The sequence below is a fragment of the Massilia rubra genome, from assembly GCF_011682065.1.
Lineage (GTDB): Bacteria > Pseudomonadota > Gammaproteobacteria > Burkholderiales > Burkholderiaceae_D > Telluria_A > Telluria_A rubra.
Genome location: NZ_VUYU01000011.1, coordinates 47,693 through 73,011 on the forward strand (window position 1 = coordinate 47,693; position 25,319 = coordinate 73,011).

Genomic DNA, 25,319 nt, shown 5'->3' on the forward strand with positions numbered 1-25,319 from the left:
TCGTCTCACTCAAATAGTCCATTTGGGTATACCCATATGACCTGATTAATACAGGAATCTCCGGAAGAGATCGTTTTAATTTCATAATTGACAATATGTATACATTGATATCCAAATTTTCTCATTTGAATTCATGGCGCTCTTTTTTGCCGTCCCCAATATCCAAACTCCTCCGCATGAATTTCCAGATCCAGTTCCAATACCCTGCGCTCTAAGTGCGCCTGCGCGTCCTTGACGGCGGCGTTATAGACGAGCGGACCGATTTCTTCGAGAAAATAGCCGAGCAAGGCACCTGCAGTGATATTGCCGATTTTTTCCTCCATGTGCGCGTCGAAATAGCGCTGGATCGACTCCACAACTTTTTTTCGAGCGTCCTTCGACAGTTCAATGGTCATGGGAACTCCCGGCTGCGCCCTGAGCAGCTAAATGACCAGCATTGCCTTTTCTGAATCGCATAGCCAATCCCACCGCGACCATCGCCAGCAGAACGGCGCAGGACAGCAGCACGGTGATATACGCGTGTTCGAAAGCGTCTTTGGTATGGGCGATGAACGCACGGGCAACGCTGCTGTCCAGCGCATCGGCCAGCAGCAGCGCCTGATCGAGCCCATCTCTTGCAAGGTCCAGTCCAGCCACGCCGTCCGGCACGACGACGTTAGAGGAATAGGATAAGGTCGCAATACTGCCCATGACCGCCACACCGAGCACACCGCCAAACTCATATGCCACAGCTTCCATCGATGCCGCCATGCCCGCTTGCCGGCCGGGCGTATTGAACATCACCGCCACCGACGCGCTGACCATCCCGGCACCGGCGCCGAAGCCAAACACGACCATGCAAAACAATCGCAACATGAAAGCATCACCACTGGACAAGGCCATCCCTACCAGGCCCCCTGCGGCCATCAAGAGCGACATCCACAACATCCGCGCCACGCCGACCCTGTCCAGCATGGCGCCGGCAAGCGGCCCAGCCAAAAATGACGCCAGCGAGATCGGCAGCAGGTACGCGCCCGCGTCAAACGGAGAGTGACCTTCCACTAGTTGCAGTTGCTGAGTCATCACCAGTTGCACACCGATGACCGCTACCATCGCCACGATGATGGTGACGACACCACCGGCGAAGCTGGGATTCCTGAACAGTGAAAAATCCACCATCGGATTGATAGTGCAAACTTGCTGGCGATAGAAGAACACGAGGAAAGCGACGCCGATGGTGGCGGCAATCCCGGCCTGCACGTAGTGCGCGTTCAGTTTGCCCGCTTCATTGATGCCGTAGGTCAGCCCAACCAAGCCGACCATCACCACTACCGAGGACCAGGCATGCCAGGGCTGGCGCGGATTACCTGCCGATTTGCTGACGACTATAGGGGTGAGTACCAAGGCCAAGAGGATAATCGGAACATTGATGAGAAACACTGCGCCCCAACGAAAGTGGCCGAGCAAGGCGCCGCCGATCAGGGGGCCGACAGAGGTAGCGCCCGCGTAGAGCGATCCCCAGATCCCGATCGCCATACCCCGTTCGCGGTCGGTTGTGAACGTGTGTCGGACCAATGCTAGGGATGCAGGCATCATCATTGCTGCACCAGTCGCCATTAGCGCGCGGCCCAGAATCAATACTGCCACCGAAGGAGCCCATCCGCTAAGCGCTGAGGCCGCGCCAAATAGCGCCATGCCCATCAAGAAGATAGGGCGATGACCGATTCTGTCGCCCATCGATCCCAGTCCTAGCAGTAACCCTGCCATCACCAGCGGATAGGTATTGATGATCCACAGTTTTTCGCTGTTCGATGCATGCAGTTCATGCGCAATGGTCGGCAGTGCCGTGAATAGGACCGTCATGTCTAGTCCCACCAGGAAGATACCAGCCGAGATGACAGCGAGCACCATCCATTTATTTTTCAACATCATAAGCTTTCGTTAAGCATTCGTTGGATAAGTTAAAGCAAGCAGCCGGGCATGGATTTCGTCCGGATGACGAATAGCCACCCCTGAGAGTCCTGCCAACCAAATACCGTCGACAGTTAGCCGAACGCATTCCAGCACTGGGCCGCCATCGGTCTCTGCGTGCCGTGCTAAGCGACCGTCGTACCAGGCAACCCATTTGCCGCGCAGTTCGGTGTCGGTGAGCGTGGCAATCCACAACCCGGCCTGTTTGCGAGCCGCGCTAGAAGATTCATGCAGGAAGACGGTATTAACGAAGGCCCGCGTAAAACAGCCATACGGTTGCTTGTCAGCAGCGATAAGCTCATCGAGGCGCTGGTCGAGGTGTCCGAGCATCCAAGTGAATACTTCATCAAGCAGGGCCTGCTTGTTCAGGAAATGGTGGAAGAACGCCCCTTTAGTCACGCCAGCTGCAGCAGACACGGATTGCACGCTGACAGCAGCTAGTCCGCCCTGCGCCGCAAGTTCAGCAGTTCCCTCCAGCAGGTCCATTCGAACTTGTTGAGGGTTTTTCTTTCGATGGTGGGCTTCTGACATGGATCAATCATACCGATCGGTATGTTGCATGTCAATTCTTGTATTTTTTGGAAAAACCTGAGCAAATCTAATTTGGAATGGAGGGGCCGACTGGATCGACATCCACCGTCTTCGACGAACGGAATATTAGAGATTACACAGTTGACCGTCACTTGCAGTAAGCGCGAGCCAGCGGCTATGGAATGCGAGCCGGCGCCGTCGATTGCAAGCACAGTTGCAGATAGCGCGAGCATAGGCTCGTCGTCAGTTGCAGTTAATTTGAGCCGAAATCAGATTCAAATGCGCGCACGGCTGATTTCAAACGCGAGTCGTTACAAATATGGACTCGAGGCGGGTTCTCCGGCAGCGTTCGTCCAGATATCGTCGGGCAGCGCGCGGTCGCGGTGGCACACCCGGTCGTGCTCGGGATAGGTGATCCGGTCGACCGCGGCGCGGGTGCCGACCACCAGGCAGCGCGTTGGCGATGCGCTGCGGTTCCAGAGAAAGTGGCCCACTGCGACCCCGGCGCGGAAGGTGGCCGCGTCTCCCGGCTTGAGCAGTGTTTCGGCATCGCCTTCGACCAGCGTCAGCTGGCCTTCCAGGACGTAGACCATTTCATCCTCGGCGCTGTGCCAGTGCCTGATCGACGAGCGCGTGCCCGGTTGCAGCACTTCCACGAAAGCGCCGAACTGCGTCAGCCCGCCCGCCTCCGAAATCCACAGTGTCAGGTTGGGTTCGGCCGATCCCTCGGCCCAGCTTTCTTCCTTCATGAAGCCGTCTGGCGTGAGCGCAGTCATGCGGGTATTCCTTTCATCAGTGATATCGGCGACGATGGATCATCCTTGGATGCGGGCGCGCGAGCGCATCCGCCGGCTTCGATTCTACGCCGGGAGGATGGCGCTGCGCTGCTCGCAACAGTGGCCGGCTGCGCCCCTGCGCGCAAGCTGGCCGCGCGCGGTTCTTGTTGCCATGCGCTGTCACGCCTGCGACACTGTGCGCCCACGGGCATCAGCCTCTCTCTGGATTCACCATGCACTGGATCATTCAACAAAGTATTTTCAAGCCGGGCAATTACCAGTTGCTGGTCGACGCACTCGACATGCTCGGCATTGCCCATACGTCCGTCGCGATTCCCAACGGGACCGTCGAGATGGTTCCCGATGCGAACCCGGCAGGGAAGGTGTACGTTTGCGGCGCCATCAAACTGGCGAACATCGCGCGCGACAAGGGATGGACGCCAGGCAGCTTTTTGAACGACAATTTCAGGTTCGATCTGTGGCTGGCGCAACTCGGTTCCGAGCTGCTCAATCACGATATTGCGTGCGGCACGCTGGCGGACGTGCCCACCGGGCGCATGGAGACATTTTTCATCCGTCCGGCCGAAGATAACAAGGCCTTTGACGGCATGCTGATGGACACGGAGATGCTCGCCGACTGGCGGCGCGATCCCGCCAGGGCGCGCCTGCACAAGATGCAAGTGATTGTCTCGCCGGTCAAGGCGATCTATCGCGAGTACCGCCTGTTCATCGTCAAGGGCAAGGTGGTGACCGCTTCGGTGTACCGCATCGGCGGCCGGGCCGAACTGTCGCCCACGGTGGAAGACGATGTGCTCGACTATGCACGCGCCATCATCGAGCGCTGGACCCCGGCCGAGTCGTTCGTCATGGATGTCGGCCTGACGCAGGACGGCTTGAAGGTCATCGAATTTAACAACATCAACAGCTCCGGTTTTTACGCCATCAACGTGCCCAGGTATGTCGACGCGATGCAAACGCAGTACGGATAAATCGCGGCCATCCTGACGCCAGCGTGCTCCGGCGGCGACGCCCGGCCGAGCCGCCTTATGCGCAGACGCTGGCCAGGAAATCGGCCACGCTGCCTTTTTTCAAAATCAGGCTGGAGGCGGCCGCATACGGATCGAAGCGGCGCTCCCTGCCGCCCGCCAGCGGTACCCGCACGCTGATGCGCTCGTCTTCGACCTGCACCGAGGCATTGGCCAGGTCGAGCAGATACTGTGAAATGAAGGCGCCCACCAGTCCGACGAAGAACCCCAGGTCCTCGCGCCCGACCGCCTGCGCCTGCAGCCATTGGCTGAACGGCGCGCGCAGCGCGTCCAGGTCGAGCGGCTCGCCCGGCGCCTGTAGTCCGGCCTGGGTCAGCACCGCATCGAGCATCGGCCTGGCTTCTTCGAGAACTTTGTACGGATCCATGTTTATCGTGTGAGAGTGAGAGCGGGCCGGAGGCCGCGCGTTGGGGGCGTCATCATACCACCGACCGCCAGCCGCGCAGGCCCCGGCATGCGCCTGCCGCCCCCAAGCGAAACGGTAAAACGGCGCCGCTATTACCGCTTGCTGCGGATCAGCTCGCGTGTATGATTGCCTTGCTTTTATGTAATCGTTCTCCTGCACCGCCAGGCCGATCCTCTTTTGCCCGACTGCCCGCCATGACCAAACAATTGAACGCCGCTCTTTGCCTGTCGATCTCGCTCGTTTTTGCCATCACCGGATGCAAGCCGAAAGAACCAGTGGCAGCGCCGCCGCCGCCAAGCGCGCCGGCCCCCGTGGTGGCGCCCCCCGCCGCGCCGGCCCCGGTGGCCGCAACGCCGCCGCCGGCCGACGCCGGGGCCAGCGCCGGGGTCGACCTCGATAAGATGGCCGTCATCGACAAGCCGATGCCGCCGTTTCCCTTCGTCGATTATCCCGACAATGTCGGTAAAGAGAAGCAGAACACCAAGGCGTCCGAGTTCGATCAGTTGCACCTCGTCGTCGGTAACAAGATCCACACGGTGGAAGGGCGTTTCCGGCGCATCGAATTCGAATTGGCCGCCGCCGGCATTTCGCGTTTCCAGGGCCAGCGCGATTACGCCAAAGCGGCCGCCGACATGGGCGGCGTCAAGGTCAACACCACGACCCCGAAAGACGACGTGTTCGAGAAAATGAATGGCGTGTTGAACGACGCCATGAGCCACAAGCTCGATTATCCGAATGCCAACTACAGCTATGACACCTATTTTTTCGCCACCCCATCCGGGCGCAAGTGGATGCTGATCATGGCCAACGACGATAAGGTGCGCGTCATCTCGATCGAAGAAAAACAAGCCGCGTCGGTGGTCAAGATGGTGACCGCCGCCGTCATGAAGTCCGAACTCGACACCAAGGGCCATGTCGCGCTGTACATTAACTTCGATACCGACAAGGCGGCCATCCGTGCGGACGGCAAGCCGGCGGTCGACGAAATCGCCGCGCTGATGAAGAAGGAAACGGCGCTGCACCTGTCCATCGAAGGCCATACCGACAATGTCGGCGACAAGGCCCGCAACGTGGCCCTGTCGCGCGAACGGGCGCAGGCGGTGGTGCAGGCCCTGATCGGCGACGGCATCGACGGCGCCCGCCTGAGCGCCGCCGGCCACGGCGCCGACAAGCCGCTCATGGACAACGGCAGCGAAGAAGGCCGCGCCAAAAACCGCCGCGTCGAGCTGGTCAAGGTCGCCAAAGGCTGAGCGCCAGCCTGAAACGGTAAAACGCCGCCGCGATTACCGCTTGCGATGCCTCAGCGGCGATGTATTATCACCTTGCTTTTATGTAATCGTTATCCCCTGGCAGCGCCAGGCCGATCCTTTTTTGTTCCTACTGACCGACATGACCAAACAACTCAACGCCGCCCTTTGCCTTTCGATCTCGCTGGCCTTCGCTCTCACCGGATGCAAGCCGAAACCGCCGGCCGCGCCGGTGGAAGCGCCGGTCGCCAGCGCGCCCGTCGCCGCCACGGTCACGCCTGTCGTGCCGGCGCAGCCCGCGGCAGCGCCGGCGCCGGCCGCCGCCGTCAACGCCGCCGGCGATGACCTCGACAAGATCGCGGTCATCACCAAAGCGCTGCCGCCGTTTCCGTTCATCGATTATCCAGCTAATGTCGTCGGATCGTCACAGCGGACCGAAGCATCCGATTTCGACCAGCTGCACGTGATCGTCGGTAACAAACTGCACACCGTCGAAGGACGTTTTCGCAAGACCGTGTTCGATTTATCGGACGCCAAGATTTCGCAATTCCAGGCCCAGCGCGATTACTCCAAAGCGGCATTGGACATGGGCGGGGTGAAGGTCAATACGGTGAACCCGAGTGATGATGCGTTCACCAACGCAAACGGCGGCGATAGCTACGCGCTTAACAAGAAACTCGGTTATAGCCATTCGAGCTACAGCTACGAAGCCTATTTTTTGCCGACCCCGACCGGCCGCAAGTGGCTGGTGCTGATGGTCGGCGACAGCTCCGTGCACATGATTGCCATCGAAGAAAAGCAGACGGCATCGTCGGTAAAAATGGTGACCTCCGCCGTCATGCAATCTGAACTCGAGAGCAAGGGCCACATCGCGCTGTACATCAACTTCGACACCGACAAGGCCGCCATCCGCCCGGACGGCAAACCGGCGGTCGATGAAATCGCCGCGCTGATGAAGAAAGAAACCGCGCTGCACCTGTCGGTCGAAGGCCACACCGACAACGTGGGCGACAAGGCCCGCAACAAGACCTTGTCGCGCGAGCGCGCCCAGGCGGTGGTGCAGGCCCTGGTCAGCGACGGTATCGACGGCACGCGCCTCAGTTCCGCCGGCCATGGTTCGGACAAGCCGCTGACCGATAACAACAGCGACGAGTCGCGCGCCAAGAACCGCCGTGTCGAGCTGGTCAAGGTGGCGAGGGGATAATGCCCGGCGGGAGGCGCCCAAGCGCGCCTCCCGCTCGCCTCCGGACAAACACCATGCAACGTATTTCTTGCGACGCGTTCGAGGCATGGCGGCGCCTCTTGCGGGAAGTCCGGGCGATCCCTGGCTCTTCTTTGACTAAATCCATAATTCAGTCAAAATAGCGCCTCGATCAATCCTGACAAAACAAAAGAACCCCATGCTCAATCGCTATGTAAAACCGTTGTCCTGTATGGCCATCACCCTGTTGCTGACGGCATGCGCGGCTAGCGGCCCTAAATTTGCGTCAGTGAAGGACGCAATGCCCGCCGTGGCGGACAACACCGGACGCTTGTTTTTTTACCGTGAATACGCAGCGTTCGGCTCCGGCATGCGTCCCGATATTTTTGCCTGCGGCGCCAAAGTAGGGGAGTCTATTCCCGGCGGCGTGTTCTACGCCGACCTGCCGGTTGGCGAGTGCGAGATCGCGATCCCGTCGGTCATGTATCCGGGCGAGCGCAAAATGATGGTGACCGTGGGCACGCCGAAGGTCCAGTATTTCCGCACCTGGATGGGTGCATCGAGCTTCGGCGGGCGCACGAACATCGAAGCGGCGACCGAAGAAGCCGCACTGAAGGCAATACAAGACCTGGCGCTCACCAACGAGAAAAAGAACTGAGGCATTTCACCCGCCCCAGGGTCGCCGTTGCGTCTGATCCATAAGCCAGCACGCACACGAAACAGTATTGCCGGCATCAACCATGTCACGCCCGTAACGCGTGGCGCAAAACGCGCCGCTGGGCTACCGTATCAGTGAACCGGCGGCGTCGGATCGTCCGCGCCGTCCCACTTTTCGGGAGCTGTTTCATGATACGCACGCATCTTTCCATGACGATGGCAGCGCTGCTGCTGTCGCTGTCCCCGGCCTGGGCGCAAGAAAAAGTCGCGCCGCCCCAATCCCCGCCAGGCGCCGACAAGGCGCCCAAGACGCGGGCCCTCGAAGCCGGCGCCAAACTCTTGCAAAGCAACAGCCCGGTGGCCGGTTTTGATATCTACCTGGTCGGCTTTCATCCCATGAAGGACCATCCCGAGCACCAGATGGAAGCGCATCATTACTGCCACCAGATGAACGAAGATTTCGCCCAGTGCGTGCTGTTCGACAGCAACACCAGGAAAGCCAATATGCATGGCGTCGAGTACATCATTTCGGAAACCTTGTTCGAGACCTTGCCCGCCGAAGAAAAGAAATTCTGGCATCCGCACAACGGCGAAATCCTCAGCGGCCAGCTGATGGCGCCCGGCATCCCCAAGGTGGCCGAAAAGGCGCTGATGAAGTCCAAGATGAACAGCTACGGCAAGACCTGGCACGTCTGGAACACCGGCCACATGGGCCAACCCAACGACAAGCTGCCGCTGGGCGAGCCAATGCTGGCCTGGTCCTTCAACCGCGATGGCGAAGCGCAGCCCGGCCTGGTCGAAGAGCGCGACCGCCGCATGAAGCTCGATACCGCCGCAACGCGCAAGGACCGGGCCGACCTGACCAAACTGGCCAAGCCGCAAGCGGGCACGGACGACCTCAAAGGCAAGTTCGCCCGCCCCACGCGCGAGATTCCCGGCGTGACCAACAAATAGCCGCGCCGCAGGCCGGATCAGGGACGGACTGTTCCTACATGCACTGGGCCAGTTGGCCGATGGGCTGGCGCAGGGCAGGGCGCTAGGATACCCATCACCGGCTGCGCGCACCATCAGGAGCACGCGCAGCTTCCATTCACCGGAACAGGCAAAGGAGCTGCGACATGAACAAAATTCCTCTGATAAAGAATGTGGCGTGTATCGTGCTGGCGGCGGTGTCGCTGGCGGCGTGCAAGAACGATGGTGCCGGACCGGGCGCGGGCAGCAACGCCGCGCCGACGGCGACCGTGCCCGGTAGCGGCGCCGGCAACAGCACGACGGGCGCGACCGGCGGCACGGCGACCTCGACCACCGCCAGCACTGACGGCGGGGCCGCGACCACGCCGGGCGTGACCGGCGGCGGCAACAGCGCCACCGGCACGAGCGGCGCGGCTGGCAGCACGGCCACCGGCTCCAGCGGCGCGGCCGGCAGCACCGTCACCGGCGCCAGCGGCGCGGCCGGCAGCACCGCGAGCGGCGCCAGCGCTGGCAATGCGGGCGCCACGGGAACAGCAGGCACGCCCGGCACGACGTCAATGACTGGCAGTGACGGCGCTGCCGGCGCCAACAGCACCGACACCGGCACCAGGGGCACGGCCGGCACCACGCGCCCGAACGGCCAGTAAGCGTTGCGCTCGCGCCGTCCGCCGGCTGCGCGACGGCGACGGCGTCCAGGCAGGTCAGGGCGCCCGCATGTCCTATACTGGCAAGACCACCCACGCCGTCGCACCCGCGCAGGCGGGTGCCCAAGTTTTCTGCCGAGCCCATGACCAATTTCCGCATGCCACCCGATCCCCTGCCCGACCTGAAAGAGCGCTTGGACTGGCATGGCGGTCGCATCCGCGAAACGGCAGTGCGCGAATGCGGCACGCTGTCCGATCCGCGTGTCCTGGCGTTGCTCGCGCCCCGGCTCAACGACTGGGTGCCCCAGGTGCGCGATGCCGCGCGCGAGGCGATGATGTCACTGGTCGAGCGCTTGCCCGCCGCCGCCTTGCTGGCCATCCTGCCGCGCGTGCAGCATCTGCTCAATGCCGGCAGGACCGATCACCGCGCCTGGGTCGATGCTTACGAAAAGGCATTGATCCAGGTCACCGGCGTGCCCGCCTTGCTGAAAGGCGTGCAAGATGCCGATTGCCACGTGGCGCGTGCAAGTTTCCATCTGTTGCGCCGGCACGGCATGTGCACGCCCGCCGAACTGGTCGGCGCCATCGGCCGCAACTGGAACGATGCGATGCTGGCCGTGCAGGGAGTGCGCCTGTGCATGCAATTGCCGCCCGACCAGCGCAACGCCTTGTGCCGCAAGGCGCTCGGCTCGCCCTTCAGCAGCGTGCGCGCCCTGGCGCTGCAAGCCATGCTCGAGACCGATGACGCGGAAAGCCTGGCGGCCGCGCACGCCGCACTGCTCGACGTCAACGGATCGGTGCGCGCCGTGGCCAAGCCGTTCATGGCGCGGCACGGCGTCGACCTGCGCGACTTTTACCGCAACGCGGCGCGCCGGCCGGACCAGAACGCCCTGCAGGTAAGAACCGCGCTGGCGGGCCTGGCCAGCCTGCGCGACCCGGCCGACCTGGCCTTCATGCAATCGTTCATCACCCACACCAGCAAGTCGGTCCGGGCCGAAGCCCTGCTCACCTGGCTGCAGCAAGCGCCGGGCGACAAGGACGACATCGCACTGGCGGCGCTGATGGATGCCTCGCGCACGGTGCGCAAGCTGTCCTTGTACCTCGTTTGCAGGCAGGGCGCGTACATGCCGATGGCGCTGGTCAGGGCGCGCCTGGCGGCCACCGGCGACGCCGCCATGCTCGCCGCCTTTGGCGAGCGCCTCGGGTCGTCGTAGCGTCCGCATCCGGGCTGGCCGGCACGCGCCCTTGACGCGCCTTGCGGCGGCGTTCTCAGGGTGGCGTCCAGCGCAGGCTGAGCGCCCAGAACACGGCCGCCAGCGCGCTCACGGCGGCGCCGAGCACGCACACCCCGGTCCAGCCGGCGGCGGCGTACATGGCCGTTGCCGCCAGCGCCCCGGCGCCGCTGCCGACCGCGTAGAACAGCATGTAGCAGCCCACCAGGCGGCTGTGCGCGTCCGGGCGGCTGCGGAAAATCATGCTCTGGTTGAGCACCTGGATCGCCTGCGCGCCGATATCGAGCAGCACGATGCCCAGCCCGAGCAGCCACAGCGAGCGATGCAGCAAGCCGAGCGGCAGCCAGGCCAGCACCAGCAAACCGAGCGCAATGCCGGTGGCGCGTTGCCCGAGGCCGCGGTCGGCCCAGTTGCCCGCCTTGCCGGCCGCCAGCGCCCCGGCCACGCCCACCAGGCCGAAGGCGCCGATGGCGCTGTGCGACAGGGCAAAGGGCGCGGCGCTCAACGGCAGCACCAGCGCGCTCCAGAAAATGCTGAACGCCGCGAACATCAGCAGCGCAATCACGCCACGGATTTGCAGCATCCTTTCATGCCGCAGCAAGTCCAGCATCGACAGCAGCAGCGCGCCGTACGACAAGCCGGAGCGCGTGCGCGCCTGCGCCGGCAGCGCCGTCCACAGCAGGGCCGCCAGCGCCAGCATGGTGGCGGCCGACAGCAGATACACCCAGCGCCAGCCGGCCGCGTCGGCCACCAATCCCGCCAGCACGCGCGCCAGCAGCAGGCCGATGACGACCCCGCCTTGCGCCGCGCCGACCACGCGCCCGCGCTCGGATGCATCGGCGGCGCTGGCGGCGGTCGCGATCAAGCCCTGCGTCATGGCGGTGCCGAGCAGGCCGACGGCCAGCATGCCGGCCAGCAGCAGCGCCGTCTGGCGCGCCATCGCCACGCACGCCAGCGCCAGCGCCAGCAGCACGGCCTGGACCAGCATCAGGCGGCGCCGGTCGAGCCGGTCGCCGAGCGGCACCAGCATCAGCAAGGCCACGATGCTGCCGGCCTGGGTGGCCGTGATCACGCCGCCGATGGCCGCCGGGCTGATCGCGAAGTCGGCCGCCAGGGAACCGAGCAGGGGCTGGGCGTAGTACACATTGGCCACGCTCAAGCCGCTGCCGCACGCAAACAGCGCGACCAGCCGGGGCGGCACGCGCGGCGCCGCAACGGCGCCTGGGAAGGGTTCCATCATGCTCATCCTAAACTAGTTTTAAATTGAAACTGGTTGAAGTGTAAGGATTCTGGTTTTAAAATGCAACTAGTTAACCGAAAAGAGGGACTTCGCAACGATGGCCAAACGTAAAAGCATGAAAGCCGACCCTTGCCCGGTGGCGCGCGCGCTCGATGTGATCGGCGAGCGCTGGTGCCTGCTGGTGGTGCGCGACGCCTTCGACGGCGCGCGCCGCTTCGGCGACTTCCAGCGCCGCCTGGGGGTGGCGCGCAATATCCTGGCCGACCGCCTGCGCGTGCTGGTCGAGGCCGGCGTGCTGGCGGTGCAGCCGGCGGCGGACGGCACCGCCTACCAGGAATACGTGCTCACCGCCAGGGGCGAGAGCCTGTTTCCGGTGATCGTCGCGCTGCGCCAGTGGGGCGAACAGCAGTTGTTCGCGCGCGGCGAGGCGCACTCGCAACTGGTCGACCGGCACAGCGGACAGGCGCTGGCGCCGATGCTGCCGCGCGCCGCCGACGGCCGCCTGCTGGACGCTGGCGGGACGGTCGTCAACAAGCTGGCGGACAGCGCTGGCCAGGTGTTGTCACCCTGTTCAAGCTGCTAGCTAGCAAGGGTTTGATTGAGCGAGATCAAGCCTGCGACAGCCTCCAAAAGTAACCTTGGCATATGTCAGGCGCCCCGGCGCCGCTAACGCCAGCTTGTTTATGCCGTCGCAAAGGAAGAGCCATGAAACCGACCTCCCATCCCGTCGTTCCCGCCGAAACCCGCCGTCATTCCGTCCTGCGGAGCCTGGCGCAATGAGGCGCTACACCATTACCCTGGGCGCCACCACCAGCGCCGGCGGGCGCGTCGTCTCGGCCAGCGGCAGCGGCTGCATCAACGGCGTGCCGATCGCGCTCGAAGGCGACCTGGTGGCCTGTCCCGCATGCAAGGCGACCGGGCGCATCATGTGCATCGGCCCGCGCATCCCCGAAATGTCGGACGGCAAGCACGTCGCGCTCGAAAACGATCTGTGCAACTGCCGCTGCTCGCCCCTGCCCAAGCTGCTGCCGGTGCAGATGATGCGCAGCCAGGTGCTCAAGGATACCGGGCGCGCCCTGTCCAACAGCGACAGCCTGCCGTCGCGCGTCGCGCGTGAGGCCGCGCGCGGTCCGAGCTTCAACGAGCGCTTCGTGCTGCTCGACGAAGAAACGGGCGATCCGCTGGTGCACAAGGAATATGCGGTGGTGCGCGCCAGCGGCCAGCTCGAATTCGGCACCTCCGACCGCAACGGCTACACCCACTTGCTGTCGACCACGGCGATGGCCGAATCCGTCGAACTCTTTGTCTAGGATGCCGCATGAGCGCCACCCTCATTTCGCCTTCCGGCGCCGTCCTGCATCACCGGGCGCGCCTGAGCACCACGCCGGCTGACGAGGCCGAAGCCAAGACAGTGCGCATCCGACTGGAAAAAGCTTGCCGGCTTGAAGAAAACCGGGTCTACCTGAAGCAGCCCAACATCCGCGCCTTCCTGCGCGCGATGTGCCACTGCCTGGGCGGCGGCGTCGATTTTCTCGACGGCGCCATCCGTGGGCGGCGCAACGACCCGTGGCGCTTCACCGACTTTTCCACCCATCCCGGCGCGGGCCACAACGGCATCTGTACCGCCGCCGGCCTGTACCGCATCACGCGCGAAGTCTGGCAAGAGGTGGGGGCGCGCATGGACCTGTCCGACTTTTGCGCCGAGACACAGGAACTGATCGCGGTCGACGTGCTGCGCGAGTTGGGCGTGCTGGGCAAGATCCAGGCCGGCGACATCGACGCCACGCTGGCGGCCGCCGCGACCTGCTGGCCGGGGTTGCCCAGGACGCCGGGAAGCCAGGCGCGCTTTGCGGCGCCGGACGCGGCCTACGAGAGCTTCATGCAAAAGTACGGCGAATGCGGCGGCACCATCGCGTCGCGGGCCGACCAGGGTTTGCCGCCACCGCGCCGTTAGCCGGCCGGACCAGGCCAGGCCGGCGCCGCGTGCCTGTCGCCGCCTTGCTTACTGCGTTGACTGCGCCGCCCTGGCGCCGCCAGCCTGGCGTTGCTGCCATTCCAGCCCCGGACGCGCCACCCGGAATTGCAGCAACTGTCCATGCTCGACCTCGGTCACATAGGCCGTGCGTCCGTCCGGTCCGCCGAAGCTGATATTGCTCGGCTTCTTGCCGGGCAGGGCGATTTCGGCCAGGGTGCGGCCTTCGGGCGACAGCTTGACCACCGTGCCCTTGCCGATCCGCGTGACGTACAGGTTGCCGTCGACATCGACCCGCATCCCATCGAGCCCGTGATCGGCAAAGCGGGCAAAGCGGCGCTTGCCGCCGAGCGTGCCATCGGGCGCGATCGTGAACGCCCATACCACGCGCTGCACGCTTTCATTCACATACAGGGTGCGTCCGTCCGGGCTGACGTCGATGCCGTTGGCGGTGCCGAGCTGGTCGGCCGCGAGCGTCACTTTGCCGTCGCGCTCGATGCGCCACACGCGTCCGCTGTTTTTCTTCCAGTCCGGGTCGCTCGCATAGATGACCCCGGCGGCCGTGATGGCCAGGTCGTTCGGCTGGCTCATGGCGCTCTCGCGCGCGTGGATGGCAATCGCGCCGCTGGCCGGATCGATCCGGTAGATCGTGTGTTCGACGTAATCGGCCACGTACATGGCGCCGTCCGGCCCGAAGCGGATGCCGTTGGCCACGCTGGCGCCGGGCAGGGTCACGAACACCTCGGCCTCGCCGTTCGGCTTGACCTTGCCGATGGTTTGCTGACGCGCAAAATTGACCGCATACACATTACCTGCGGCATCGACGGCAGGTCCTTCCACCCCGAAGGTGAACGACTGCGGCGCGGTCAGGGCGCTGGCCACGTGCAAGCGCTCCAGGGTGGCCGGGGGCGCGCCGGCGGCCAGGGCGGTTCCCGCCTGGCAGGCGGCCAGGGCCAGCGCGCACGCCAGCCGGTTCGAGCTCATCATGAAAACTCCGATCGTGAAATCGCCGGTCATCCGGCCGGCAACTAGTGTACTTGATGATGAGGTAAGCTTCGTGTTTTGATAATGCTGAGCCAGGTGACAAGTTTGAACGGAAAATACACGAAGCCGCTGCTGATCGCGGCGGCCATCGGCGCCATAGGCGCGGGCGGTGCCTGGTACGCGCTGCAACGCGGCGCGCCGCCCTCGGTGGCCGGGGTGGCGGCCATGGTCGGCATCAAACCGCAGCCGACCGTGCTGGGCTGGCCGGTGAGCATCGGCACCGTGGCCGGCAACGGCAGCGCCGGCTTTGCCGATGGCGGCGCGGCGCAGGCGCGCTTTTCCGACCCCTTCGGCATGGTGATCGACCGCGACGGCAACCTGTTCGTGGCCGACGCCGGCGAGAACAACCGCATCCGCAAAATCACGCCCGAGGGAGTGGTGTCCACCCTGGCCGGCGGCAAGGAAGGCTTTGCCGACGGCAGCGGCGCGACGGCCGCGTTCCACACCCCGTCCGGCATGGCCATCGACGGCGCCGGCAACCTGTATGTCGCCGATACCGGCAACAACGCGATCCGCAAAGTCACCCCGCAAGGCGTGGTCAGCACGCTCGCCGGCGGCGGCGTGGCCGGCTACCTGGACGGCAAGGCGGACGTCGCCATCTTCAACGGGCCGGTTGGCGTGGCGGTCGACAAGGCCGGCGTGGTGTACGTGGCCGACACCTACAACGACCGCATCCGCGCGATCGCACCGGACGGCATGGTCACCACGCTTGCCGGCGGCGCGCCCGGCTACGTGGACGGGCCGCTCGCCAGCGCGCGGTTCGATACGCCCACCTCGGTCGTGGTCGACGCCAAAGGCACGCTGTACGTGGCCGACACCAGCAACGGCGCGGTGCGCAAGCTGACGCCGGACGGGCAGGTCAGCACCCTGGCGAAGGCGCCGGAAGACGCCGAAAAACCGCTGCTGCGGCGCCCGGTCGCTCTGGCGCTCACGCATGACGGCTTTCTGTACGTGGGCGACATCTGGCGCGGGCGCATCCTGCAAGTCAGCCCCGATGGCCTCTTGCAGGGCCTGACCGGAATCGGCGTCGACATCGAGGTCGGTGACGATCGGGCGCTGCGCCTGAGCCGCCCCAGTGCCATCGCGCTCGACCGCGCGGGCGGGCTGTATGTCAGCGACGCCGTCAAGCGCACCGTGCACCGGGTCTCGCCGCGGCGCGAGGGCGCCAGCGCGGTGCTCGCGCCCAAGGCCGCGCCACCGGTTGCCACGGCCGCGCCGGCCGCTGCGCCGTCTGGCGTGCCCGCATCCGGGCCGGCGCCGGCGGCGGCCGGGCGGTTTCCATGGCCGTTCAAGCCGCAGGACCAGCGCCACGAAGTGGTCGGCACCATCGGCGAAGTGCGCGGCAGCTACAACGGCGAAAGCCGCCACCACTTCCACAGCGGCCTCGACGTACAGGCCGACATGGGCGTGCCGGTGCTGGCGGTGGCCGACGAAAAGGTCAGCAGCCCCGTGCCCAACTGGGCCTTCGGGGAGGTGGGCGAAGGCATGAGCATCGACGGCATGGCCTACATCCACATGCGGGTCGGGCGCACGGGGAAGGATGCGCCGCTCGATCCGGCGCGCTTCATCATGCTCAATAACGAGAAAGGCAAGCCGGAGCGCATGCGCGTGCGGCGCGGCACGCGCTTTCACGTCGGCGACGCACTGGGCACGGTCAACCGCATGTACCACGTGCACCTGGTGTACCAGCCGGGCGGGGTGGAAGCCAATCCGATGGTGCTGCCGTTCACTGGCTTTTCCGACCAGGTGGCGCCGCGCATCGACAAGATCCAGTTGGTCGACGCGGCCGGCACGGCGCTGGCGCGCAAGCCAGGCAAGCGCGTGATGGTGGCGCGCGGCGCCGGGCCGCTGGGGATCGTGGTCGACGCCTACGACCAGGCCGACGGCAACGCCGCGCGGCGCAAGCTCGGTTTGTACAAGGTGGGTTACCAGGTCTTGCAGGCCGATGGTACGCCGCTGGCAGGCTTTGGCAAGCCGCTGGTCAATATCGAATTCAACAAGCTGCCGCCGGACCCGGAAAGCGTCAAGCTGGCGTACGCCGACAATAGCGGCATCACCGTGTATGGCAGCGCGACGACGCGCTTCTTGTACGTGGTGACCAACACCGTGCGCGACGGCGTGGCCAAAACCGGCGGCTGGGATCCGGCCGCGCTGGCGCCGGGCGACTACCTGATCCGCATCTTCGCCGCCGACTATGTCGGCAACGAAGCGCTGAGCGGACGCGACCTGCCGATCACGGTGGAATGACGAGGGCAGGCCGGCGTGGCGCGGCCTACCCGGCATGCTTTAAGCGTTGACGCTGGCCGGCCGCTGGCGGCGGTGCGCCAGAAAGCCCAGCATGGCCAGGCCGGTCAGGAACATGGCATAGGTTTCCGGTTCCGGGACGGCGCTGACCAGCTGATCCGAATTGCTGAAGCTGGTGAACGTGCCGGCGGGCGCCATGAATTGTGCCTGCTGGCCGCCATCGCAGCAGCCCTCGAAGCCATAGATGGTCAGGGTATGGTTGCCCGCGCCCAGATTGACTGCCGCGTTGAAGTACTGCGATGCATTGTTGTACTGGCCGGCCCACCACATATCATGGCTTTTCACGTCGAGCGCCACATCGTTGAGGAACAGCGCGCCGCCGAAGCCGAAATCGACGCCTGCGCGGAACTGCCAGAGGCCGGCGTTCGCTTGCGTGACGCCGAAATTGATGGTCGACTTCAGCGCAAAGTTACTGCTCCCGCCGAACAGGCTGGCGTGGGTGATGTTGTTGTACGACTCGACGCTGGTCTTGGTGTAGGCCGCGCCCAGCAGAGAAGCGTTGACGGCGTTCTGGTAGGCGCCGGCATCGGCCAGCGTGCCCGATGGCGTGGCGGAAGCCGATTCGATCGTGATCGTGCTGGCGCAGGCACTGCCGGCGACGGTCAGGGCAGCGGCGGCCAAAACCCACGAGAGATTCTTTTTCATATAGTTTCCTGGACGAGGACCGTGCGCGCAATGGCGGCGCGGTCGGGATAAAAGAAATTTTCGCTCTGCACGAGCGTCCAAGGCATGCGATGGACGATCAGTCTGGGTGCTGGCGCTGAATCACGGTGCATCGGAGATGTGTCGGATGCACGAACAGTATCCAAAGAGTAACATGAATTCGCCTCAACCAACTTTCTTCCTCAGCGCTGTCCACCTTTTACAACGTCCATTTCCTACCCAGCCGTCAAAACGCCTACAACCGGGGTCAGAGCTTTAATTAGCAACAAAAACGTTGCTAATTAAAGCTCTGACCCCGGTTGTAGGCGGGTTTGGTGTGGGGGTAGGAGTTTTGGTGTCAGGCGTTGGCGAGGTCGAGGCGGGCGTCGCTGCCGCGGCCGTGGTAGCGAGCGGCCGACAGGTCGTCGAAGCGGATCGCCGGGCGCTTGGCCGACATCAGGTCGGCCAGCATCTGCGCCGAGCCGCATGACATGGTCCAGCCCAGGGTGCCGTGACCGGTGTTGAGGAACAGGTTGCCGAGCGCGGTGCGGCCGACGATCGGGGTGCCATCCGGCGTCATCGGGCGCAGTCCGGTCCAGAACGTGGCCCGCGCGCTGTCGCCAGCCCCAGGGAACAGGTCGCCCACCACCATCTCGAGCGTGGCGCGGCGGCGCGGGTTGAGCCGGTGGTCGAAGCCGGCAATCTCGGCCATGCCGCCCACCCGGATGCGGTCCTCGAAACGGGTCACGGCAATCTTGTAGCTCTCGTCCAGGATGGTCGAGACCGGCGCTTTGCTGGCATCGGTGATCGGCACGGTGATCGAGTAACCTTTCATCGGGTACACGGGAATGTCGACGATCGATGCCAATAAGGCCGTCGAGTGCGCGCCAAGCGCGACCACGTAGGCGTCGCCTTGCACCAGCTCGTCGCCGCAATGCACGCCGGCGATCGCGTTGCCGCTCACCGCCAGGCGGTCGATCGCGACGTTGTAGCGAAAGCGCACGCCCAGCGCTTCGGCCATGCCGGCCAGGCGCGTGGTGAACAGATGGCAGTCGCCGGTCTCGTCATTGGGCAGGCGCAGGGCGCCGACCAGCTTGTCCTTGACCAGCGCCAGCGCCGGTTCGGCCTGGCCCAGCTGGTCGCGCGTGAGCAGCTCGTACGGCACGCCCGAATCGCGCAGCACCTTGATGTCTTTTTCCGCGCTGGCAAACTGTTGTTCGGTGCGGAACAGTTGCATGGTGCCTTGCTGCCGGCTTTCATAGCTGATGCCAGCTTCTTCGCGCAGGGTCTTGAAGCAGTCGCGACTATACTCGGCCAGGCGCACCATGCGTTCCTTGTTCACCGCGTAACGGTCGGCGGTGCAGTTGCGCAGCATGTCCCACATCCATTTGAGCTGGAAGGTGGTGCCGTCGGGCGTGATCGAGAGCGGGGCGTGGCGCTGCAGCATCCATTTCATCGCCTTCAGGGGAATCCCGGGTGCGGCCCACGGCGAGGCGTAGCCGGGCGAAATCTGGCCGGCGTTGGCGAAGCTCGTTTCGAGCGCGGGACCGGGTTGGCGGTCGAGCACGGTGACGTCGTGGCCGGCCTTGGCCAGGTAGTAAGCCGTGGTGACGCCGATAACGCCGCTGCCCAAAATGACGACACGCATGGTCTCTCCGAAGATTAAATGTGGATGCAAGAATTTCCGCTATATTATTGGGTTTCAACCAGTCTTTGTTCACGTATAACTGCACTTATTTAGTGGAATTTCATGCGCATCGTTAAAGAATCGACCCGCAGCCTCGACAAGCTCGACCGCCACATCCTGCGCATCCTGCAACTCGAAGGGCGCATCTCGATGAAGGACCTGGGCGAGCGGGTCGGCTTGTCGGTCACGCCCTGCATCGAGCGCGTCAAGCGCATGGAGCGCGACGGCGTCATCAGCGGGTATTACGCGCGCGTCGATCCGGCCGCGCTGGGCGCGAAGTTGCTGGTGTTTGTGGAAATTACCCTGAACCAGAAGTCGGCCTCGGCCTTCGAACAGTTCCGGCGCGAGGTGCTGCGCATTCCCGAGGTGCAGGAATGCCATCTGGTGTCGGGCGACTTCGATTACCTGATCAAGGCGCGCATCCACGAGATGGCCGAGTACCGCAAGCTGCTCGGCGACATGCTGCTGCAGTTGCCCGGCGCGGCGCAGTCGAAAAGCTATGTGGTGATGGAGGAGATCAAGGAGACGCTGGTGCTGTCGACCGAGGCGCTCCTCTCGCAGGGTTGATGCGGCCTTAACGCAAGCGCTGAAAACGCCCGGCCTCGAAGTCGGCAATGGCGGCTTCGATTTCCTCGCGCGTGTTCATCACGAACGGTCCGTGCGACACCACCGGCTCGTTCAGCGGCGCGGCGTGGCCGAAGATCAGCAACGCGTCGGTCTCGGCGGTAATCGTCAGGGCGACGCCTTCCTCGCTCAGTTCGGCCAGGTGGAAGGCGTCGGCGCGGTCGCCGTTCACTTCCACGGCGCCGCGCACGACATACAGGAACACATTGCGCGCGCAGGTCCGGCACGTGCAACTGGCCGCCGGCGCGCATCGCAACAGTGCTCATGAATACACCGGTCAGCGATTGCAGCGGGCCTTCGCTGCCATCCCATGCGCCGGCGATCAGGTGCAGGTCGACCTTGCCGCCATCGAGTTGCAGCGTCGGAATGTCGCCCCGCTGCAGCCCGGTGTAGGCCGGCGCCGTCATCTTCAGGCGTCCCGGCAGGTTGATCCAGAGTTGCAGGATTTCGAGCTGGCCGCCCTGTTCGCGAAACGCCGGCGGCGATACTTCGGCATGCACGATGCCGCTGCCGGCCGTCATCCATTGCACGCCGCCGGCGCCGATGACGCTCTCGTGCCCGGCGCTATCCTTGTGCATCAGGGCGCCGTCGATGATGAAGGTCACGGTGTCGAAGCCGCGGTGCGGATGCGGCCCGAACGGCAAGCCACGGTTGCCCGGAGGGTAGTGCTGCGGACCATGGTGATTGAGAAACAGGAAGGGATCGATCTGCTCGACGTACGGTCCCGGTAGCGGGCGCTGGGTCATCAGCTCGCCAATGTCGTCGCGCTGCGCGGGATGCAGGCGCTTGATGCTCTTTTCGCTCATGGGCGAACTCCTTGGATGGGTGGACTCGTCCCTCACCATACCCGAAGCGCGGCGCGCGCGTCGGCCTGCACGATCGCGCAAACTTTATGCCCCGCTGTGCTGTCCTAGAGGGACGCCACCGCTCTGGTGGAGACCACAAGGAGGCAGTAATGGCAACAATGAACGCACCCGCAAACGAACGCCGCCACATTCCCGAACGGCGCAATTCCGGCAGCATCTTGCACGCAACGCATTTTTCAGCCCTCGACTGGGCCGCGATGGTGCTGATGATTGTCGGCGGTATCAACTGGGGCCTGGTCGGGGCCTTCGAGCTCGACCTGGTGGCCGCGCTGTTCGGCGAGCGCAGCACCTGGTCGCGCCTGGTGTATGTGGTCGTCGGCATCGCGTCGCTGTATGGTATTTACGTGCTGAGCAAGATGGCCGCGCGCAGCCGCTAGGAGTCTGCGCGGCGCGGCTGGCGGTGATAGACTTTGAGGTTCATCAAACACAAGGTCGGGGATTGTCATCATGCGCCATTCGTTCCTCATCGCCAGCCTGCTGTGCTGCCTGGGCGCGGCCGCCGGCGCCGCTCCCCCGCCACCGGGGGACGCGGCCTTGCGCGCGGCCGCCCATGCGGCGGCGACCTATCGCACCGAGCTGATCAACAGCCTGGGCAAGATGGTCAGCTTCAATACCGTCGCCGACAAGGCGATTCCCTTCGAACGCAATGCGCAGCATCTCGGCTTCAAGCAGTACCTCAAGGACGAGGCCGAGCGGCTCGGGCTCGATTACACCGACCACGGCTATGTGATGGTCATCGGCCTGGGCAGCGGCAGCGAGCGGGTCGGCATCATCACGCACGGCGACATCCAGCCGGTCGATCCCTCCAAATGGAAAAAGTCGCCGTTCGAGCTGGACAAGACCAGCGAGGCCGGGCGCCTGATCGGGCGCGGCACCGAGGATGACAAGGGACCGATCGCGACCGCCATGTACGCCATGAAGGCGATCAAGGACAGCAAGCTGGCGCTGTCGAAACGGCTGGAACTGTATGTCTACATGGCCGAGGAATCGGACTGGGGACCGCTGACCGAGTTTCTCAAGACGCACCAGGCGCCGCAGGTGAATATCACCCTCGACGCCGAGTATCCGGTGGTGACGGCCGAGAAGGGTTACGGCACCATCAGCGTGACGGTGCCGCCGCAGGCGCCGGCAACGGCGGCGGCGCCGGGCACGCCATCGCTGTCCGCCTTCGGGGGCGGCTTTTTCGGCAGCCAGATTCCGGAAGACGCCACAGCCACCATCGACAACGCCACGCCGGAGCTGGAAGCGCGCATCCGCCAGCGCGCCACCGCCCAGGGCGGCATGCGCTACACCTTCACCCGCCAGGGCCCGCAGTTGCTGGTCAAGGCGCAGGGGCTCGCGGCGCACTCGTCCAAGCCGGAAGACGGCGTCAATGCGATCAGCATGCTGGCCGATGCGCTCAGCGTGCAGGCGTGGCCGAACACCACGGCCGGCGCCATGGTCCATTTTCTCAACGAGCTGATCGGGACCGGCATGTATGGTGACAAGTTCGGCGCCATCGCTTACCGCGATAAATTCATGGGCCCGCTGACCGTGGCGCCAACCGTCATCAAGCAGGGCGAGGCCGGCATCTCCCTGCATGTGAACCTGCGCCGCCCGCAAGGCAAGAGCACCGAACAGCTTACGCGCGAGGTGAACGCGGCGCTGGCGCAGTGGCAGGCGCAGCGCGTCGCGCTGGCCGATGTGAAGGTCGAGATCACCGAACCGTGGCTGCAGAAAAGCGCGCCCCAGGTGCCGACCTTGCTGTCCGTGTTTTCCTACTACACCGGGATCAAGAATCCGCGCCCGATCTCGATTGGCGGCGGCACCAATTCGCGCCTGTTCCCGAACGCGGTCAGCTTCGGTCCGGCCATGCCGGGCACGGTGTACTCGGGCCACTCCGAGCACGAATTCATCACCGTCAAGCAGCTGATGCTGAACCTGCAAATGTACACGGCCGTCATGGTCGAACTCGCAAAGTAGACGCACGCGGGGCGCTGCGGCTGCGCTCCTGCGCGGCCGCACCTCGCCGGCCCCACCTCGCCGGCCACACACGTCCACGTGTCCGCTTCGATCGCACCCGTAAGAACACCGATCCGTGATGTAGGCACCAGCCTACTTTATGTAACCAGTTGCGCCGCTCAGAGGTCAAGCCCGCGCCTTCTCTCGCTCTGGCCAATCACGGCGCCCTCGCGCCGGTGAAGTACAGGCGGTTACAAGCCATTTTTCCCTAGAAATCTTGCCTTGTGCGTGAGTGAAAATGCGCAAAATTGGCGTGCTAGCATCCATTCCCTGTCCGCGATCAACTGGTCTTGCGCGGCATGGAGCTTGCCCGTTTGCCGCGCCCGCTGGCGGCATGGCGCGGCGCATGTGCGGCACCCGCGCAGCCTGAAAAAGATCAGCGGCCACGGCCGTTTCCGGCCCACCACGAGGAGCATCGATGAGTCAATTCGAATACCCGCGGCCCCAGCTCGTGCGCGAGCAATGGATCAGCCTGAACGGCCTGTGGAAATTCATGTTCGACGACGAGCGGCGCTGCCGCATGCCCGATGGCGCAACCGAATGGACGCACCAGATCGAAGTGCCGTTCGCGCCCGAAGCGCGCGCCAGCGGCCTGGGCGACACCGGCTTTCATTCAATATGCTGGTACGAGCGCAGCTTCGAGCTGCAGCCGCACGCCGGCCGCACCATCCTGCATTTCGGCGCGGTCGACTACCGCGCCCGGGTCTGGGTCAACCAGCACCTGGTGGCCGAGCACGAGGGCGGGCACACGCCGTTTTCGGCCGACATCAGCGGCACCCTCAAGGAGGAGGGCGCGCAGGTCGTGACCGTGTACGTCGAAGACGACCCGCACGACCTGGCCAAGCCGCGCGGCAAGCAGGACTGGCTGCTCGAAGCGCACTCGATCTGGTATCCGCGCACCACCGGCATCTGGCAGACGGTGTGGATCGAACGGGTGGCCTCGACCTACATCCAGAGCCTGCGCTGGACGCCGATTTTCGAGACCTACGAAATCGGCTGCGAAATCGTTGCCACCGGCGATATTTCCGAAGAACTGTTCGTTGAAGTCAAGATCTGGCATGGCGAGAACCTGCTGGCCGACGACCACTACAAGCTGCTCGGGCACGAGGCCAACCGCAAGATTTCCCTGTCCGACCCCGGGATCGACGATTCGCGCAACGAACTGCTGTGGAGCCCCGAGCGTCCCACCCTGCTCAATGCCGAAGTGACGCTGCACCATCGCGGCCAGGTGCTCGACGTGGTGCGTTCGTACACGGCGCTGCGTTCGGTGGCGATCAACCGCGACCGCTTCATGTTGAACGGGCGCGCCTACGCGCTGCGGCTGGTGCTCGACCAGGGTTACTGGCCCGAGTCGCTGCTGACGGCGCCGTCCGACGCGGCCCTGAAACGCGACGTCGAGCTGGCCAGGGAGATGGGCTTTAACGGCGTGCGCAAGCACCAGAAAATCGAAGACCCGCGCTATCTGTACTGGGCCGACCGGCTCGGCCTGCTGGTGTGGGAAGAAATGCCCTCGGCCTACCGCTTCAGTCCCAAGGCCATCACGCGCATGGTGCGCGAATGGACCGAGGCGATCGAGCGCGACTACAGCCACCCGTGCATCATCGTCTGGGTCGCCTTCAATGAATCGTGGGGCGTGCCGAACCTGACCCTGACCCAGGCCCACCGCAACGCGGTCGAGGCCCTGTACCACCTCACCCGCACGCTCGACGCCACGCGCCCGGTGATCGGCAACGATGGCTGGGAGGCGTCGGCCACCGACATCCTCGGCATCCACGACTACGATTGCAATCCCGACCGGCTGGCGGCGCGCTACACCACCAGCGAGCCGACCCGCACCCTGTTCGACCAGCGCCGCCCGGGCGGACGTATCCTGACGCTGGACGGCTTTCCGCATCGCGGCCAGCCGATCGTGCTGACCGAGTTCGGCGGCGTGGCCTTCGACAAGCAGGGCGCCGGCGCGCACATCTGGGGCTATTCGCGCGCCCACACCGAAGAGAGCTTCCTCGCCCTGTACCGGCGCCTGCTGGCGGTGGTCAACACCACCACCATGTTCAGCGGCTTTTGCTACACCCAGTTCAGCGACACCTTCCAGGAAGCGAACGGCCTGCTGTGCGCCGACCGCACGCCCAAGGTCCCGCTCGAACTGATCCGCGCCGCCACGCGCAACGACCACGAGAAGGAGGATTGCTATCCCGGAATTGCCTGAGCAGCCGCCTACCTCACCGGTGCGGGACCGCGCCGCCGGTCCGCAAGACACAACACCAGCCAACATACGCC

At 64.5% G+C, this 25,319-nt stretch carries 25 protein-coding genes and 1 pseudogene; 15 read left to right on the top strand and 11 right to left on the bottom strand.

The window, feature by feature from the left end:
- Positions 1–131: 131 nt before the first annotated feature.
- The 4 genes from F0185_RS17655 to F0185_RS17670 form a co-directional block, all read right to left on the bottom strand.
- Complete coding sequence (locus F0185_RS17655) at positions 132–395, bottom strand: DUF2164 domain-containing protein (RefSeq protein ID WP_167226580.1); 264 nt, start codon at positions 393–395, stop codon at positions 132–134.
- Positions 385–1,911, bottom strand: a complete 1,527-nt coding sequence (locus tag F0185_RS17660) for an MFS transporter (RefSeq protein WP_167226582.1) — start codon at positions 1,909–1,911, stop codon at positions 385–387. The genes F0185_RS17655 and F0185_RS17660 overlap by 11 nt, the downstream gene beginning before the upstream one ends.
- A 9-nt stretch (positions 1,912–1,920) precedes the next feature.
- Complete coding sequence (locus F0185_RS17665; protein WP_167226584.1) at positions 1,921–2,481, bottom strand: TetR/AcrR family transcriptional regulator; 561 nt, start codon at positions 2,479–2,481, stop codon at positions 1,921–1,923.
- A gap of 311 nt (positions 2,482–2,792) precedes the next feature.
- Entirely contained in the window at positions 2,793–3,257 is a 465-nt protein-coding gene (locus F0185_RS17670; protein WP_167226586.1) for a cupin domain-containing protein, read from the bottom strand.
- A gap of 233 nt (positions 3,258–3,490) precedes the next feature.
- Here F0185_RS17670 and F0185_RS17675 point away from each other — a divergent pair, with 233 nt between their 5' ends.
- Positions 3,491–4,246, top strand: coding sequence for an ATP-grasp domain-containing protein (locus F0185_RS17675; protein WP_167226588.1), 756 nt, complete (start codon positions 3,491–3,493; stop codon positions 4,244–4,246).
- Between the two features lie 55 nt (positions 4,247–4,301).
- On the opposite strand, the gene F0185_RS17680 is transcribed toward F0185_RS17675, so the two are convergent.
- On the bottom strand, positions 4,302–4,670 hold the full coding sequence (locus F0185_RS17680; protein ID WP_167226590.1) for a hypothetical protein: 369 nt from the start codon (positions 4,668–4,670) through the stop codon (positions 4,302–4,304).
- A 233-nt stretch (positions 4,671–4,903) separates the two neighbouring features.
- Between F0185_RS17680 and F0185_RS17685 the strand changes: the two genes are divergently transcribed.
- The 6 genes from F0185_RS17685 (at position 4,904) to F0185_RS17710 (ending at position 10,644) form a co-directional block, all read left to right on the top strand.
- Positions 4,904–5,959: an OmpA family protein gene (locus F0185_RS17685; RefSeq protein ID WP_167226592.1), complete on the top strand. Its 1,056-nt coding sequence runs from the start codon at positions 4,904–4,906 to the stop codon at positions 5,957–5,959.
- 139 nt (positions 5,960–6,098) lie between these two features.
- On the top strand, positions 6,099–7,160 hold the full coding sequence (locus tag F0185_RS17690) for an OmpA family protein (protein ID WP_167226594.1): 1,062 nt from the start codon (positions 6,099–6,101) through the stop codon (positions 7,158–7,160).
- Positions 7,161–7,356: 196 nt separating this feature from the next.
- On the top strand, positions 7,357–7,815 hold the full coding sequence (locus F0185_RS17695; RefSeq protein ID WP_167226596.1) for a hypothetical protein: 459 nt from the start codon (positions 7,357–7,359) through the stop codon (positions 7,813–7,815).
- 209 nt (positions 7,816–8,024) lie between these two features.
- On the top strand, positions 8,025–8,768 hold the full coding sequence (locus tag F0185_RS17700; RefSeq protein WP_223164530.1) for an OBAP family protein: 744 nt from the start codon (positions 8,025–8,027) through the stop codon (positions 8,766–8,768).
- A 164-nt stretch (positions 8,769–8,932) separates the two neighbouring features.
- The gene (locus F0185_RS17705; RefSeq protein WP_167226598.1) at positions 8,933–9,433 is read left to right on the top strand and encodes a hypothetical protein; all 501 of its coding nucleotides are present in this window, start codon (positions 8,933–8,935) and stop codon (positions 9,431–9,433) included.
- 140 nt (positions 9,434–9,573) lie between these two features.
- A complete protein-coding gene (locus F0185_RS17710) occupies positions 9,574–10,644 on the top strand; it encodes a hypothetical protein (RefSeq protein ID WP_167226600.1) in 1,071 nt (356 codons plus the stop codon).
- A 55-nt stretch (positions 10,645–10,699) separates the two neighbouring features.
- Here F0185_RS17710 and F0185_RS17715 read toward each other — a convergent pair whose 3' ends face one another.
- The gene (locus tag F0185_RS17715) at positions 10,700–11,899 is read right to left on the bottom strand and encodes an MFS transporter (protein ID WP_187362576.1); all 1,200 of its coding nucleotides are present in this window, start codon (positions 11,897–11,899) and stop codon (positions 10,700–10,702) included.
- Positions 11,900–11,999: 100 nt separating this feature from the next.
- On the opposite strand from F0185_RS17715, the gene F0185_RS17720 reads away from it, so the two are divergent.
- The 3 genes from F0185_RS17720 (at position 12,000) to F0185_RS17730 (ending at position 13,856) form a co-directional block, all read left to right on the top strand.
- Positions 12,000–12,485, top strand: coding sequence for a winged helix-turn-helix transcriptional regulator (locus F0185_RS17720; protein WP_167226604.1), 486 nt, complete (start codon positions 12,000–12,002; stop codon positions 12,483–12,485).
- Between the two features lie 193 nt (positions 12,486–12,678).
- Positions 12,679–13,212, top strand: coding sequence for a PAAR domain-containing protein (locus tag F0185_RS34860; protein ID WP_167226606.1), 534 nt, complete (start codon positions 12,679–12,681; stop codon positions 13,210–13,212).
- 8 nt (positions 13,213–13,220) lie between these two features.
- Positions 13,221–13,856 carry a lysozyme family protein gene (locus F0185_RS17730; protein ID WP_229477077.1) on the top strand — a complete coding sequence of 212 codons (636 nt, stop codon included), beginning with the start codon at positions 13,221–13,223 and terminating at the stop codon, positions 13,854–13,856.
- A gap of 48 nt (positions 13,857–13,904) precedes the next feature.
- Here the strand turns inward: F0185_RS17730 and F0185_RS17735 are convergent, their stop codons facing one another.
- Positions 13,905–14,861, bottom strand: a complete 957-nt coding sequence (locus F0185_RS17735) for an SMP-30/gluconolactonase/LRE family protein (protein WP_187362577.1) — start codon at positions 14,859–14,861, stop codon at positions 13,905–13,907.
- Between the two features lie 102 nt (positions 14,862–14,963).
- On the opposite strand from F0185_RS17735, the gene F0185_RS17740 reads away from it, so the two are divergent.
- Positions 14,964–17,165 (top strand): NHL repeat-containing protein, encoded by a 2,202-nt coding sequence (locus tag F0185_RS17740; protein WP_229477078.1) that lies wholly within the window; start codon positions 14,964–14,966, stop codon positions 17,163–17,165.
- A 39-nt stretch (positions 17,166–17,204) separates the two neighbouring features.
- Here the strand turns inward: F0185_RS17740 and F0185_RS17745 are convergent, their stop codons facing one another.
- Both F0185_RS17745 and F0185_RS17750 read right to left on the bottom strand, forming a co-directional pair.
- Complete coding sequence (locus F0185_RS17745) at positions 17,205–17,867, bottom strand: CCXG family PEP-CTERM protein (protein WP_167226608.1); 663 nt, start codon at positions 17,865–17,867, stop codon at positions 17,205–17,207.
- A 355-nt stretch (positions 17,868–18,222) separates the two neighbouring features.
- Complete coding sequence (locus tag F0185_RS17750; protein ID WP_167226610.1) at positions 18,223–19,512, bottom strand: D-amino acid dehydrogenase; 1,290 nt, start codon at positions 19,510–19,512, stop codon at positions 18,223–18,225.
- Positions 19,513–19,614: 102 nt separating this feature from the next.
- Between F0185_RS17750 and F0185_RS17755 the strand changes: the two genes are divergently transcribed.
- Positions 19,615–20,118, top strand: a complete 504-nt coding sequence (locus tag F0185_RS17755; protein WP_166899021.1) for an Lrp/AsnC ligand binding domain-containing protein — start codon at positions 19,615–19,617, stop codon at positions 20,116–20,118.
- A 7-nt stretch (positions 20,119–20,125) separates the two neighbouring features.
- On the opposite strand, the gene F0185_RS34460 is transcribed toward F0185_RS17755, so the two are convergent.
- Together F0185_RS34460 and F0185_RS35480 are read right to left on the bottom strand one after the other, a co-directional pair.
- Entirely contained in the window at positions 20,126–20,380 is a 255-nt protein-coding gene (locus F0185_RS34460) for a pirin-like C-terminal cupin domain-containing protein (RefSeq protein ID WP_370664029.1), read from the bottom strand.
- Between the two features lie 283 nt (positions 20,381–20,663).
- Positions 20,664–21,020, bottom strand: a pseudogene (locus F0185_RS35480) (pirin family protein); the annotation flags it as partial.
- A gap of 110 nt (positions 21,021–21,130) precedes the next feature.
- Here F0185_RS35480 and F0185_RS17765 point away from each other — a divergent pair.
- From F0185_RS17765 to F0185_RS17775, 3 genes are all read left to right on the top strand, one after another.
- Positions 21,131–21,418, top strand: coding sequence for a DUF378 domain-containing protein (locus F0185_RS17765; RefSeq protein ID WP_167226612.1), 288 nt, complete (start codon positions 21,131–21,133; stop codon positions 21,416–21,418).
- 70 nt (positions 21,419–21,488) lie between these two features.
- Positions 21,489–23,003 carry a dipeptidase gene (locus tag F0185_RS17770; RefSeq protein WP_167226613.1) on the top strand — a complete coding sequence of 505 codons (1,515 nt, stop codon included), beginning with the start codon at positions 21,489–21,491 and terminating at the stop codon, positions 23,001–23,003.
- A gap of 457 nt (positions 23,004–23,460) precedes the next feature.
- On the top strand, positions 23,461–25,248 hold the full coding sequence (locus tag F0185_RS17775) for a glycoside hydrolase family 2 TIM barrel-domain containing protein (RefSeq protein WP_167226615.1): 1,788 nt from the start codon (positions 23,461–23,463) through the stop codon (positions 25,246–25,248).
- Positions 25,249–25,319: the final 71 nt, after the last annotated feature.